We start from the raw sequence: 13,606 nt of genomic DNA on the forward strand, positions 1-13,606 counted from the left end.
CTAGCGCAGCGCGGCGATCATCCCGTCCATCTGCCGCGCCAGCAGCCAGGCATCGCCCGCGACGGCCACGAATTCGACACCCTGATCGAAATAGCCCTGCGCAAGGTCATGCCCGTATCCCAGGATGCCCGCAGGCAGGCCCGCCGCATGGATCGCGGCGACGGCCTCGGCGATCTTGGCGCGGACCTCGGGCGCGGTGCCTTGCCCGGCAAACCCCATCGAGGCCGCAAGATCGCCCGGCCCGATGAAGATCGCATCGACCCCCGGCACGGCGGCGATCTGCGCGATATTCGCGACGGCCTCGGGCGTTTCGACCTGCACGATCACCGTCAGCTCGTCGGCATAGCGTTGCAGATAATCGCCCTGTCGCCCGTAACCGTTCGCCCTGACCGTGGCCGAGATCCCCCGCATGCCGTGGGGGGGATAGCGGGTCCAGGCCACCGCATCCGCGGCATCCTGCGCATCTTGGATCATCGGGAACATCAGGTTCCGCGCCCCGATATCCAGCAGGCGCTTGGTGATCACAGGCTCGGACTGGGGCGGACGCACGACCACCTCGGCCAGGCCGCCCCGCGCGGCGCGCAGCTGATCGGCGATCTGCGACAGGTCGGCGGGGGCGTGCTCCATGTCGACCAGCAGCCAGTCCGCGCCGGAATGGGCCGCGATCTCGACCACGGTGGGCGAACACAGCGACAGCCAGAAGCCCGGCAGGCGGCGGCGCGCGGCCAGCGCCTGCTTGAACGGATTGGTCATGCGGCCCCCTTGCGCGCCCCGCCCAGATCCACGGGCGAGATCAGCGGCTGCCCACCTAGGAACGCCAGCAGGTTGTCGACCGCCAGATGCGCCATCGCGTCCCGCGTCTCGACCGTCCCCGAAGCATGATGCGGATAGTTGGTGACATTCGGCATCCGGGTCAGGCGCGGATCGGGGTTCGGCTCATCCTCGTAGACATCCAGCGCGGCGGCCCCCAGCCGCCCGTCGCCAAGCGTGGCGATCAGCGCGTGCTGATCGACGACGGTGCCGCGCGCGACATTCACGAACAGCCCCTGCGGCCCAAGCGCCTGAAGCACCTGTTCTGAAATCAGGCCGCGCGTGCCCTCGCCGCCCGCGACGATGGCGACAAGGTGGTCGCTGTCGCGGGCCAATTGCACCAGATCGTCCTGCTGCGGCCAGCGCAGGTCCTTGCGGCTGCGGTTCCAGAAGGCGACGGACATGCCGAAGGCCTCGGCCCGTTCCGCGATGGCATGGCCGATCGTGCCCATGCCGACGATGCCCAGCCGCGTGCCCGACACCTTGCGCTGCAGCGGAAAGGCCCCGTCGCGGCCCCATGCGCCGCTGCGGACATGCGCCTCGGCGGGGACCAGCCCGCGACGCGCGGCAAGGATCAGCATGATCGCCGTATCGGCCACGTCGTCGCGCAGCGCCTGCGAGGTGTTGGTCAGCGCGATCCCGCGTTCCGCCAGCGCCCGCGTGTCGAACGCGTCGTATCCGGCGGACGAGCAGGTCACCAGTTCCAGATCCGGCATCGCCTGAAGCATGGCACGCGTCAGCGGCACATGCCCGTTCGTCACGAGGACGCGGCAGCCCGGCCCGTGATCGCGCAGGAACCCGTCGCGATCCTCGGTCAGGTCCCATCGCTGCAGGTCGTGATCGCGCGCCAGCCGCTCCATCGCGGCGGGGCGCAGGGTCGTCATCACCATCACCCTGGGTTTGCCGGTCACCTCTGCCCCCTTACCTGCCATTGGCCTTGCGCCATTCGGCAAAGGCTGCCTGATGGCGGTCCTGCGTGCAAGGATACAGCCCGATGATCGCCTCGCCGTCCTTGACCCGGTCGATGACGAAATCCTCGTAGGCGGTCATCTCGACGGCCTCGTCCGCGATCTCGGCGGCCAGATCGGCGGGGATGACGATCACGCAATCGCCGTCGCCCACGATGATGTCGCCCGGAAAGACCGGCGCGTCGCCGCAGCCGATGGGCACGTCGATCTCGATCGCCTCGTGCAGGGTCAGGTTCGTCGGGCTGGAGGGCCGCTGGTGATAGACGGGCATGTCGATCCCCGCGATGGTCGCCGCATCGCGGAACCCGCCATCGGTGACCGCGCCCGCCGCGCCGCGCATCATCAGCCGCGTCAGCAGGATGTCGCCCGCCGTGGCCGCGCGCGCGTCCTTGCGGCTGTCCATGACCAGCACATGCCCCGGCGGGCATGTCTCGATCGCGACGCGCTGCGGGTGTTCGGGGTTGCGGAACTCGGACAGCTGGTTGCGGTCCTCTCGGGCGGGCATGTAGCGCAGGGTGAAGGCCGGGCCGACCATGTTGCGGCCCTTGTGGCCGATGGGGTGGACCCCCTGGATCACCTGCTGGCGCAGGCCGCGCTTGTACAGCGCGGTGGCCAGCGTCGCGACCGAGACATCCATCAGCTTCTGGCGGATCGTTTCATCCATGGGCAGTCCCTCAGCTCAGGTCGGCAGGCAGGATCGCCGCCGGGATATTCTGGAAACAGACCGGCCGCAGGAAGCGGCGGATCGACAGGGTGCCGACGCTGGTCGCGCCGAAATTCGTGCTGGCGGGGTAAGGGCCGCCATGGACCATCGTGTCCGACACCTCGACCCCGGTCGGAAAGCCGTTGGCCAGCACGCGCCCGGCCTTGCGTTCCAGGACCGGCAGCAGGCGGCGGCCCAGATCGGCATCGGCGTCGTCCAGGTGCAGCGTCGCGGTCAGCTGCCCGTCGAAGCTGCGGGCCACCTGCAGCATCTGGTCGGCATCGCGGACCGTCACGATCACGCCTAGCGGGCCGAACACCTCTTCGGACAGGGCGTGGTTGCCCATCCAATCCTCGGCGGTGACGCGGAACAGGTTGGGACGCGCCTGGCGCCCCTCGCAGGTCGAGGTGACAAGATCGCGGATGCCCGCCTGCCCCGCCACGCGGCCCGCGCCATCGCGATAGGCATCGGCGATGCCGTCGGTCAGCATCACCTGCGCGCCCGATTGCGACAGCGCCTGCGCGGCCGAATGCGCGAAGGCATCGGCATCCGCGCCCTCGATCACCACGGCGATGCCGGGATTGGTGCAGAACTGCCCCGCGCCCATCGTCAGGCTGGCGGCCCAGCCCGCGCCCAGATCGGCCCCGCGTGCGGCCAGTGCTGTGGGCAGCAGGAACATCGGGTTCACGCTGCCCAGCTCGCCGAAGAACGGGATCGGCTCGGGGCGCTGCGCGCACAGGTCGAACAGCGCGCGCCCCCCGGCCAGCGATCCGGTAAAGCCCACCGCCTTGATCAGCGGATGCTGGACCAGTGCCTGCCCCACGTCGCGCTTGCCCCCCTGGACAAGGCTGAAGATGCCCGCGGGCATGCCGGTGTCGCGGATGGCCTCGGCGACGGCGTCGGCCACGATCTCGGCGGTGCCGGGATGGGCGCCGTGGCCCTTGACCACGACCGGACAGCCCGCGGCCAGCGCCGCCGCCGTGTCCCCGCCCGCCGTCGAGAAGGCCAGCGGAAAGTTCGAGGCCCCGAAGACCGCGACCGGCCCGATGGGACGCTGGATCATCCGCAGATCGGGGCGCGGCAGGGGCTGACGTTCCGGCAGCGCCGCGTCATGGCGCCGGTCGAGATAGTCGCCCTTCAGGATGTGATCCGCGAACAGGCGCAGCTGCCCCGTGGTGCGGCCGCGTTCGCCCTGAAGCCGCGCCTCGGGCAGGCCGGTTTCCTGCGTGCCGATCAGCGTGATCGCATCGGCCCGCGCCTCGATCCGGTCGGCGATGGCGTTCAGCAGCCGCGCCCGATCCTCACGAGAGGTCGCGGCGAACGCGTCGAAGGCATCCTCGGCGGCGCGGCAGGCGCGATCCACCAGATCGGGCGTGCCGACCGCGAAGGAATGTGCCGGCCCATGCGCGGGCGAGGACTGGAACTGCTGGTCGCCGTCGATCCGTTCGCCCGCGATCAGGTGCTTGCCATGGGGGGTGAAGGTCTGGTCTTTCATCGCTGTGATCCTTTCGCCGGCTCAGCCGCGCCCGATGAAGGGCATGGTCGTGGCCATGACGGTCATGAACTGGACATTGGCCTGCGGGGGCATGCGCATCATGTGCAGGACCGAAGACGCGACCTGCGCCACGTCCATCATCGGTTCGGGGCGGATCGCTCCGTCGGCCTGGGGGACGCCCTCGGTCTGGTGCTGCGACATCTCGGTCAGGGCATTGCCGATGTCGATCTGGCCGCAGGCGATGCCGAAGGCCCGCCCGTCCAGCGACAGGCTGCGGGTCATGCCCGTGACGGCGTGCTTGGACGCGGTATAGGCGATCGACCCCGGACGCGGCACATGCGCCGAGATCGAGCCGTTGTTGACGATCCGCCCGCCCTGCGGGTCCTGCGCCCGCATGTGGCGGAACGCGGCGCGCGCGCACAGGAACATCCCGGTGACGTTCGTGTCGATGACGCGGCGCCAATCCTCCAGCGCGATTTCGTCGATGCCGACGGATTTCAGCCCCACGCCCGCATTGTTGAACAGACCGTCGATCCGGCCCCATTCGCGGGCGGCGCGGTCGAAGGCGGCGTCGACCTGCCCCTCGTCCGTGACGTCGCAGGGCAGGATCAGCGCGCCCGCATGGCCGGCGGCGGCTTCGGTCAGCGCATCCTCGCGCCGACCGATCAGGCCCACGCGCCAGCCGTCATCGAGGAACGCCCGCGCGGTCGCGCGCCCGATGCCGGCGGATGCGCCGGTGACGATGATCGTCCCGCTCATGCCAGGCCCGCCTTGCGCAGGAAGGCCATCATCCGCGCCGACTGATCGTCGGTCAGCGGCCAGGCCGAGGGCGGGCGCGTCGGGCCGCAATCCATGCCCGTCGCCTGCAGCGCCGCCTTGACGCCGGTCACGTTGGTGCCGTTCAGCTCTTCGGCACGGATATCCTCGAAGGCGCGCATCTCGGCGATCAGGGCGTTGGCGCGGGGATAGTCGCCCGCCTCCAGCGCGGCATGGATCGCCATCGAGCGTTCCGGCCAGATGTTGATCAGCCCCGAGGTGAAGCCCCGCGCCCCCACGGCATAGAGCGCGGGCGCCCAGACCTCGGCCAGGCCGCCGACCCAGACGATGGCGGGGTCGCAGGCGGCCTTGGCCTCGGCCAGCTTCAGCGGGTTGGGGGTCGCCCATTTGACGCCGCGCACGCCCGGCAGCGCGCACAGATCCGCGATGGCCGCCGTTCCGATGGCGTCGTTGCGCAGATACAGCATCATCGGCAGCCCGCCGCTGGCATCGCTGATGGCGCGGATGTAATCGACCGTGCCGCGCGGGCTGACGAAGGGATCGGGCGGCTGGTGGATCATCAGCGCCGCCGCCCCCGCATCCGCGGATGCCCGCGCAAGGCGGCAGGCATCGCGCGGGCCCCGCCCGACGCCCGCCAGCAGCGGCGCGCGGGGACCGACCATGGCCGCGACCTCGCGCGCCATGGTGCAGGCCTCGTCCGTGGTCAGGGCATAGAATTCGCCGGTATTGCCGTTCACCACCGGGATGTGCATCCCCGCACCAAGCGCGCGGTCGATGATGGGCTGCAGGCGGTCGGGCGCGATCTCGCCCGCGTCGTCATAGGGCGTGACGAGAATGCCCGAGATGCCGGTCAATGCGGCGTCCAGATCGTGTCGTCCCTTGGCGGACTGGTCCATGTGTCTATCCATTCAGAAGATGTCGGGTTCGCCCGCGACGCGGCCGAAATCGGTTTGCAGGAAATCGAAGTCGCAGCCCTGGTCGGCCTGCGTCACGTGACGTTCGAACATCCAGCCCCAGCCACGCTCGAACCGCGGCTGCGGCGGGGTCCAGGCGGCCTTGCGGGCGGCCAGTTCGTCGTCGGGGACCAGCATGTCCAGCCGCCGCGCGTTCAGGTCCATGCGGATGATGTCGCCCGTGCGCAGCAGCGCCAGCGGACCGCCGACAAAGCTTTCGGGCGCGACATGCAGCACGCAGGCCCCGTAGGACGTGCCCGACATCCGCGCGTCCGAGATGCGCAGCATGTCGCGATGCCCCTGCCGGATCAGCGCCTTGGGGATGGGCAGCATCCCCCATTCGGGAAAGCCCGGCCCCCCCTGCGGCCCCGCGTTGCGCAGCACCATCACCGTGTCGGGCGTGATCTGCAGATCCTCGTCGTCGACGGCCTTCTTCATGTCGGGATAGCTGTCGAAGACCAGCGCCGGTCCTTCGTGCAGGTGGTATTTCGGATCGCAGGCGGCGGGCTTAATGATCGCGCCGTCGGGGCACAGGTTGCCACGCAGCACCGCCAGAGATCCCTCGCGATAGACCGGGTTCGACAGCGGGCGGATCACGTCGTCGTCGAAGACCTCGGCCCCTTGCAGGTTCTGCGCAAGGCTGCGGCCCGTGACGGTCAGGGCGCTGCCGTCCAGCCGGTCCTCGATCTGTTTCATCAGCGCGCGCAGGCCGCCCGCCTGAAAGAAATCCTCCATCAGGTAGTCCTTGCCCGAGGGGCGGACATTCGCGATCAGCGGCGTGTCGCGGCCAAGCGCGTCCAGATCGTCCAGCGACAGGGCGACGCCCGCGCGACGCGCCATCGCGATCAGGTGGACGACCGCGTTCGTCGAACAGCCCGTCGCCATCGCCACGATCGCCGCGTTGCGGACCGAAGCCGGGGTGATGATGCGGTCCGGGGTCAGATCCTCCCAGACCATGCCGACGATGCGGCGGCCGCATTCCGCGCCCATGCGCTGATGCCCCGAATCCACCGCCGGGATCGAGGACGCGCCCGGCAGGGTCAGTCCCATCGCATCCGTGATCGCGGTCATCGTGCTGGCCGTGCCCATCGTCATGCAGGTGCCCGCCGACCGCGCGATGCCGCCCTGCACGCCCAGCCATTCGTCGTCGGTGATGTTCCCCGCGCGGCGCTCGTCCCAGTATTTCCACGCATCTGACCCCGACCCCAGGGTCCGCCCCGCGAAATGCCCCCGCAGCATCGGCCCGGCGGGCAGATAGATCATCGGAACGCCCGCGCTGATCGCGCCCATGACCAGCCCCGGCGTGGTCTTGTCGCAGCCCCCCATCAGCACCACGCCGTCCAGCGGGTGGCTGCGGATCATCTCCTCGGTCTCCATCGCCAGCATGTTGCGATACAGCATCGAGGTCGGCTTGGTGAAGCTTTCGTCCACCGACAACGCGGGCAGTTCCACAGGAAAGCCGCCCGCCTGCAGCACGCCGCGCCGCACGTCCTGCGCGCGTTCGCGGAAATGGGCGTGACAGCTGTTCAGCTCGGACCAGGTGTTCAGGATGCCGATGACGGGCTTGTCGCGGAAATCCTCCTCGCCATAGCCCAGCTGCATCAGGCGCGACCGGTGGCCGAAGCTGCGCAGGTCGTCCGGCGCGAACCAGCGGGCCGAGCGCAGCTGGGAGGGGGTCTTCACGGGATCGGTCAAATCGTCTTTCCTTCCTGTCGTGGTCGCGCGCCGGATCACAGCACCTTGCCGGGATTCATCAGCCCGTCGGGGTCCAGCGCGGATTTGATGCGTTCCATCACGGCCAGCGCGACGGGGTCCTTGTAGCGGCGCAGCTCGGCCCGCTTGACCAGCCCGATGCCGTGTTCGGCCGAGATGCTGCCGCCCATATCCGCCACGATGTCATGCACGATGCGGTTGAAGGCGGGGTACTCGGCAAGGAAATCCGCATCCTTCATCGCCTTTGGCCGCGACAGGTTGAAATGCAGGTTCCCGTCGCCGAAATGCCCGAAGGGGCAGACGCGCAGATCGGGCATATGCGCGTGGCAGGCCGCCGTGGCGCGGGTCAGGAAATCGGCCACGCGCGACACCGGGACCGACACGTCATGCTTGATCGAGGCCCCTTCGGGCTTCTGCGCCTCGGACAGGGATTCGCGCAGGCGCCACAGCCCGTCGCGCTGCGCTTCCGAGGCGCCGATGACGGCGTCGCGGATCTCGTCGGCCTCGAATGCGGCGGCCAGCAGCCCCTCCAGCCGCTGGTCCGGATCGGACTGCGCATCGGCCGAGGTCAGCTCGATCAGGGCATAGGCCGGATGGGGTTCGGTCATCGGATCGGTGCAGCCCGGCCCGTGATCCAGCGCCATCTGCAGGGCGAGGCGGTCGACATATTCGAAGGTCGACAGCGCATCCGCGCATTGCCCGCGCAGCCGGTCATACAGCGTCAACGCCTGTTCCGGCCCCTTCACCCCGACCATCGCGGTCGCGCGGGTGACGGGGCGCGGGAACAGCTTCAGCACGGCGGCGGTGATGATCCCCAGCGTGCCTTCGGACCCCACGAACAGGTGCTTCAGGTCATAGCCGGTGTTGTTCTTGCGCAGCCCGTTCAGGTCCGACAGTACCTGCCCGTCGGGCAGCACCACCTCCAACCCCAGGACCATCTCGCGCATGTTGCCATAGCGCAGGACCGCCGTGCCGCCCGCATTCGTGGCAAGGTTGCCGCCGATCTGGCACGACCCCTCGGAGGCCAGCGACATCGGGAACAGCCGGTCCGCCTGCGCCGCCGCTTCCTGCACCACCTGCAGGATGCAGCCCGCCTCGACCGTCATGGTGCTGTTCAGCGCATCGACGGATCGGATGCGGTTCAGCCGGTCGGTCGCAAGGATCACGCCGCCCTGCGGAACGCCACCGCCGACCAGCCCGCTATTGCCGCCCTGCGGGGTGATGGCTGCGCCCGCCGCGCGACAGATGCGGACGCATTCGGCGACCTCGGCGGTGCTGCCGGGGCGGATCAGGGCCAGCGCCTCGCCACGATACAGGCCGCGATCCTCGGCCAGGCGCCCGCCCATCTGGGCGGGGTCGGTGGTGACATGTTGCGCGCCGATCGCCTGTTCCAGTCGCGCGGTCAGCAGATCGGGTCGGGCGGTCAGCATCGGATCACCCACGGCCCTGCGCCGCATCGCGCAGCCTGCCGATCGTGGTCCGGGTCGAGATCTGTTCGGGGTCGGTCAACAGTTCGATGACGGCGGGCCTGCCACTGTCGCGGGCGCGGGCGAAGGCGGGGCCGAAATCCTCGGTCCGGGTGACGCGTTCGGCGTGACAGCCCAGGCCCTCGGCCATGCGGACGAAGTCCTGGTTCACCAGCGTCGTGCCCGACACGCGCCCCGGATGTTCGCGTTCCTGGTGCATCCGGATCGTGCCATAGGTGCCGTTGTTGAACAGCAGCACGACAGGTCGCCCGCCATATTGCGCGGCGGTGGCCAGTTCGTTCCCGCTCATCATGAAGCCGCCATCGCCGACGAAGGACAGGGCCAGACGGTCGGGGTCGGCCAGCGATGCGGCGACCGCGGCAGGCACGGAATAGCCCATCGCCCCGCAGGTCGATCCGACCACGCGGCCCGGACGACCGAAGCGCAGGAAACGCTGCGCCCAGCCGGTATGGTTGCCGGCGTCCAGCGTCACCACCATGTCGGCGGGCAGCCCGTCGCGGATCTGCGCCAGTGCCGCGCCCATGTCCAAGGGCCAGTCCCCATCAGGCGCGGGCGGTTCGCTGTCGGCCAGATATTCGGCATGCAGCCCCGCGCACCATTCCGACCAGCGCGCCCCCTGCCCCAGATCGCGCCCGTCCAGCGCATGGGCGACCGAGTCCGGCGTCGCGGCGATGCCAAGGTCGGGGGAATAGACGCGCCCGATCTCGTCGGGGTCGGGATGGATATGGACCAGCCGGATCGCCGGGTTCGGCGGGGTCAGCGTGGTATAGGTCTTCGTCGTCATCTCGCCCAGGCGGGCACCGATCACGACCAGCAGGTCGGCATCCTGCAGGCGCCGATACAGGCTGGGCGCGGTCGAGGTTCCGAAATCGCCCGCATAGACGGGCGAGAGGTTGTCCACGATGTCCTGCCGCCGGAACGAGCAGGCCACCGGCAGGTGATTGCCTTCGGCAAAGCGCTGGATCGCGGCGGCCGAGGCATCCGACCACCCCGATCCGCCCAGCAGCAGCAGCGGGCGTTCGGCACGCGACAACTCGTCCGCAAGGGCGTCCAGCCGATCCGGGGCGATCTCCGCTCCGGTCGGGCAGAAGGGCCGCGCATCGGCGACGGCCACGGCATCGGTCAGCATGTCCTCGGGCAAGGCGATCACCACCGGACCGGGACGCCCCGAGGTCGCCACGCGGAAGGCCCGCGCCATGTATTCCGGGATCCGCCGCGCATCGTCGATCTGGGTCGCCCATTTCGCGACGGGGCCGAACATGGCGCGATAGTCCAGTTCCTGGAACGCCTCGCGGTCGGTCGTGTCGCGGGCGATCTGGCCGACCAGCAGGATCATCGGCGTGCTGTCCTGCTGCGCGATATGGACGCCGATGGCCGCGTGGCACGCCCCCGGACCGCGCGTCACCATGCAGATGCCGGGACGCCCGGTCAGCTTGCCATAGGCCTCGGCCATGGTGGCGGCGCCTGCCTCGTGGCGGGCATTGATCAGGGTAAAGCGATCCTGCACATCATGCAGCGCATCCAGCACCTCGAGATAGCTTTCGCCGGGCACGCAATAGGCGGTGTCTGCGCCGTGGATCAGCAACTGATCGACAAGGATCTGGCCCCCGGTGCGGGTCGCGGTATCTGTGGTCTTCAGCATGTCTCTCTCCGGCTCCGGTCACTCGCCCGGCTGGGTCAGGGGTTTCGACTGGCGCAGGGTCTGGGTGAACCAGATCACGCCCGCGCAGGTCAGTCCGGCCAGGGTCACCCGCCAGTCGGGATAGATGAAGCACAGCGACCCGGCGAACAGGACCATCGCCTGCAGGGGCCGCAGCCTGCCGAAGAAGTAGCGTTGCAGCGCCGCCGCCAGCAGCACGACCCCAAGCGTCGCCTGCGCGATCACCATGAAGATGTGGAACCAGTCGCCCTGCAGCAGGATCGCGGGTTCATAGACGAACATGAAGGGCACGATGAAACCGGTCGCGCCCAGCTTGACCGCCGCCCAGCTGGCCTCGACGATCTTGGCCTGGCTCAGCGTGTTGGCGGCATAGACGGCCATCGCCACGGGGGGCGTGATCGCGGACAGGATCGCGAAGTAGAAGACGAACAGATGCGCCGCCTCGACCTGGACGCCCAGCTTGACCAGCGCGGGCACCAGCAGCGCGACCTGCACGATATAGGCCGGGGTCGTGGGCATCCCCATGCCCAGGATGATGCCCGCCACCATCGACAGCAGCAGCGCGATCAGCAGCGTGTCCTGCGCCGCCGAGATCACGAAGTTCGAGAAGGTCAGCCCCAGCCCGGTGATGTCGATCACGCCGACCACGATGCCCGCACAGGCGCAGGCCGCGGCAATGGACAGCACGTTCCGTGCGCCATTTTCCAACGCGCCCAGGATGTTGTCGATCGTCACGTAATGGCGCGTGGTCTTGCGCAGCGCGGCGGTCGGGATGACCGACACCACACCGCACAGCGCGGCATAAGGCGCGGAATAACCCTGCAACAGCACGCCGATGATGATCGCCAGCGGGATGAACAGGTGGCCGCGTTCGCGCAGCACCTGCATCATCGGGACCTGATCCTCGGCCGGGACCGAGCCGACACCGGTGCGCTTGGCCTCGAAATGCACGGCGGCGAACAGCGCGACATAGAACAGGATCGCGGGCACGATCGCATAGGCCGCGACCTGCAGGTATCCGACGCCCAGATATTCGGCCATGACAAAGGCCGCGGCCCCCATCACCGGCGGCATGATCTGCCCGCCGGTCGATGCCACGGCCTCGACCGCGCCGGAAAAGGCGGGCTTGAAGCCCATGCGCTTCATCAGCGGGATCGAGAAGGTGCCCGTCGTCATGACATTCGCCACCGCCGAACCCGAGACCGAGCCGAACATCCCCGAGGTCACGCAGGCCACCTTGGCCGGACCGCCGACCTGCCGCCCCGTCAGGGCGACCGCGAAATCCATGAACAGCTGGCCCACGCCCATCCGCTCGACCAGCGAACCGAACAGGATGAACAGCACCATGTAGGTCGCCGAGACCGAAATGGGGATGCCGAAGATCCCTTCGGGCGTCATGAACAGCTGTTCCAGGATGACCGTGGGCAGGGTGTTGGTGAAGATCAGCCCATAGGCCATGAACAGGATCGCCGTGATCGGCAGGACCGGCCCCAGCATCCGCCGCGCGGCCTCCAGCAGCAGCACGACCAGCACGATGCCGACGACGATATCGCGCGGCAACAGCGGATCGACATACAGGAACCGCTGATAAATATAGTCGAGGTTCAGCGATGGATACAGCGCCGCAAGACAGGCAATGACCGCAAAGCCGATATCGTACCAGCGCGGACGCTCGACCAGTTGACCGCGGATATCGACGGTCAGGAAGATCAGCAACAGCGCCAGCGCGACGTGAACCCCGCGCATCACATAGGGGTTGGGCGGGCCGGCAAAGGCAACATACAGATGCCACAGCGCCATTCCGATCAGGATCACCCGCGCAATACGCCCGATCAGCGGGATGTTGCGGTCCAGTATCGACAAAGTCACGACGTCCTCCCTATGCGCCGGACCCTTGGTCCCGGCACCGGATGTGGAAGAACGGGGCCGCGCGGCCCCGTCCGGGACATGGCCGGGGAATGGTTATTCCATACCCTCGATGCCACGCTCGGCATAGAATTCCTTGGCCGCAGGGTGCATCGGCACACCGATATCGGTGGCCATCGCCTCGACCGTCAGGCCCGACATCGACTTGTTCACCGCTGCAAAGCTGTCCACGTTGTCGGCCACCGCTGCCAGCACGGCCTTGACGATTGTGCCCTCGGAATCGCAGGGCGCGACCATGTGGCTGTCATAGCTGATCGCCTTGATCGCCTGATCGAAGCCCGGATAGGATCCCGCCGGTACGTCGCGATGCTGGAAAGCCGCGTTCTGGTCCTTGAAATGGGTGAAGGTCGCATCATCGATATCGACCAGCGCGATCTGGCGCGACGATGCCAGATCCATCACCGAACCCGTCGGCAGCGACGACCCCAGCGTGAAGATGTCGGCATGGCCGTCCTTCATCTGCGATGCGCTGTCGGAATAGGATGTATGGGCCACCGATTCCAGGTCATCGAAGCTCATCCCTTCCAGCGCCAGCAATTCGCGGGTCAGGAATTCGCCGGTATTGCCCAGCTGCTGCGTCGTCAGGCGTTTGCCCTTCATATCCGCGATCGAGCCGATCCCGGCATCCGCGATGGTCACGATCTGGAAGAACTGCGGATAAAGGATGCCGATATTACAGACATTGGTGGTCGGCTTGCGGAACGGCTCCTTGCCCGACATGCTGTCCACGGTCGAGATCGAGTTCGCGAACGCGATCTGAAAGCGGCCGGCATCGACGCCCACCACATTCGACACACCCGCCCCCGGCGTCACCGTGAAATCCAGGTCGGGATGTTCCCGCTCGACGATCGCCTTGATCTGACCGCCGACCGGGAACCACGATCCGCCCTGCTGACCTGTGGCCATGGTCAGGGCCTGCGCATGAGCGCCCGTCGCAGCGGCGGCAACGGCCACGCTGGCCAGCGCGACACCGCGCAGGGTGTTGATGAAATAAGACACGATACTCCCCCATGTTGTTATGGCTGGCGCGGGCGACATGGCATCGCGACCAGCAGGGATCGGCGCCCCGCCCCTCCTCTGGCGCTCATGGGCTTTCCGACTGCAACAACCCTGC

General features: G+C 68.3%; 11 protein-coding genes. All 11 read right to left on the reverse strand.

The annotated features are described in order from the left end of the window. Positions 1-753, reverse strand: coding sequence for an HpcH/HpaI aldolase family protein (locus BMX67_RS07520; RefSeq protein WP_090733776.1), 753 nt, complete (start codon positions 751-753; stop codon positions 1-3). Then, complete coding sequence (locus BMX67_RS07525) at positions 750-1,742, reverse strand: 2-hydroxyacid dehydrogenase (RefSeq protein ID WP_090733778.1); 993 nt, start codon at positions 1,740-1,742, stop codon at positions 750-752. The genes BMX67_RS07520 and BMX67_RS07525 overlap by 4 nt, the downstream gene beginning before the upstream one ends. Then, positions 1,732-2,442 carry a ribonuclease activity regulator RraA gene (locus BMX67_RS07530; protein WP_090733779.1) on the reverse strand — a complete coding sequence of 237 codons (711 nt, stop codon included), beginning with the start codon at positions 2,440-2,442 and terminating at the stop codon, positions 1,732-1,734. Before BMX67_RS07530 ends, BMX67_RS07525 begins: the two co-directional genes overlap by 11 nt. Positions 2,443-2,452: 10 nt before the next feature. Continuing rightward, positions 2,453-3,976, reverse strand: a complete 1,524-nt coding sequence (locus tag BMX67_RS07535; RefSeq protein WP_090733781.1) for an aldehyde dehydrogenase (NADP(+)) — start codon at positions 3,974-3,976, stop codon at positions 2,453-2,455. A 21-nt stretch (positions 3,977-3,997) separates the two neighbouring features. Then, the gene (locus BMX67_RS07540; RefSeq protein WP_090733782.1) at positions 3,998-4,735 is read right to left on the reverse strand and encodes an SDR family oxidoreductase; all 738 of its coding nucleotides are present in this window, start codon (positions 4,733-4,735) and stop codon (positions 3,998-4,000) included. Then, positions 4,732-5,661 carry a dihydrodipicolinate synthase family protein gene (locus BMX67_RS07545; protein WP_245739296.1) on the reverse strand — a complete coding sequence of 310 codons (930 nt, stop codon included), beginning with the start codon at positions 5,659-5,661 and terminating at the stop codon, positions 4,732-4,734. Before BMX67_RS07545 ends, BMX67_RS07540 begins: the two co-directional genes overlap by 4 nt. Further along, positions 5,662-7,389 (reverse strand): L-arabinonate dehydratase, encoded by a 1,728-nt coding sequence (gene araD, locus BMX67_RS07550; RefSeq protein WP_245739298.1) that lies wholly within the window; start codon positions 7,387-7,389, stop codon positions 5,662-5,664. A 47-nt stretch (positions 7,390-7,436) separates the two neighbouring features. Continuing rightward, positions 7,437-8,876 carry an FAD-binding oxidoreductase gene (locus BMX67_RS07555; RefSeq protein WP_217645809.1) on the reverse strand — a complete coding sequence of 480 codons (1,440 nt, stop codon included), beginning with the start codon at positions 8,874-8,876 and terminating at the stop codon, positions 7,437-7,439. Next, the gene (locus BMX67_RS07560) at positions 8,854-10,548 is read right to left on the reverse strand and encodes a thiamine pyrophosphate-binding protein (protein ID WP_090733786.1); all 1,695 of its coding nucleotides are present in this window, start codon (positions 10,546-10,548) and stop codon (positions 8,854-8,856) included. The genes BMX67_RS07555 and BMX67_RS07560 overlap by 23 nt, the downstream gene beginning before the upstream one ends. Before the next feature lie 18 nt (positions 10,549-10,566). Then, positions 10,567-12,435 (reverse strand): TRAP transporter permease, encoded by a 1,869-nt coding sequence (locus BMX67_RS07565; RefSeq protein WP_090733787.1) that lies wholly within the window; start codon positions 12,433-12,435, stop codon positions 10,567-10,569. A gap of 93 nt (positions 12,436-12,528) precedes the next feature. Continuing rightward, a complete protein-coding gene (locus BMX67_RS07570) occupies positions 12,529-13,491 on the reverse strand; it encodes a TAXI family TRAP transporter solute-binding subunit (RefSeq protein WP_245739300.1) in 963 nt (320 codons plus the stop codon). Between the last annotated feature and the right edge of the window lie 115 nt (positions 13,492-13,606).

Source organism: Paracoccus homiensis (assembly GCF_900111675.1).
Taxonomy (GTDB): Bacteria; Pseudomonadota; Alphaproteobacteria; order Rhodobacterales; family Rhodobacteraceae; genus Paracoccus; species Paracoccus homiensis.

Excerpts from the sequence above, each read along its gene's own strand:
- BMX67_RS07520 (WP_090733776.1), bottom strand. The coding sequence starts at position 753 with ATGACCAATCCGTTCAAGCAGGCGCTGGCCGCGCGCCGCCGCCTGCCG.
- BMX67_RS07525 (WP_090733778.1), bottom strand. The coding sequence starts at position 1,742 with ATGGCAGGTAAGGGGGCAGAGGTGACCGGCAAACCCAGGGTGATGGTG.
- BMX67_RS07530 (WP_090733779.1), bottom strand. The coding sequence starts at position 2,442 with ATGGATGAAACGATCCGCCAGAAGCTGATGGATGTCTCGGTCGCGACG.
- BMX67_RS07535 (WP_090733781.1), bottom strand. The coding sequence starts at position 3,976 with ATGAAAGACCAGACCTTCACCCCCCATGGCAAGCACCTGATCGCGGGC.
- BMX67_RS07540 (WP_090733782.1), bottom strand. The coding sequence starts at position 4,735 with ATGAGCGGGACGATCATCGTCACCGGCGCATCCGCCGGCATCGGGCGC.
- BMX67_RS07545 (WP_245739296.1), bottom strand. The coding sequence starts at position 5,661 with ATGGATAGACACATGGACCAGTCCGCCAAGGGACGACACGATCTGGAC.
- BMX67_RS07555 (WP_217645809.1), bottom strand. The coding sequence starts at position 8,876 with ATGCGGCGCAGGGCCGTGGGTGATCCGATGCTGACCGCCCGACCCGAT.
- BMX67_RS07560 (WP_090733786.1), bottom strand. The coding sequence starts at position 10,548 with ATGCTGAAGACCACAGATACCGCGACCCGCACCGGGGGCCAGATCCTT.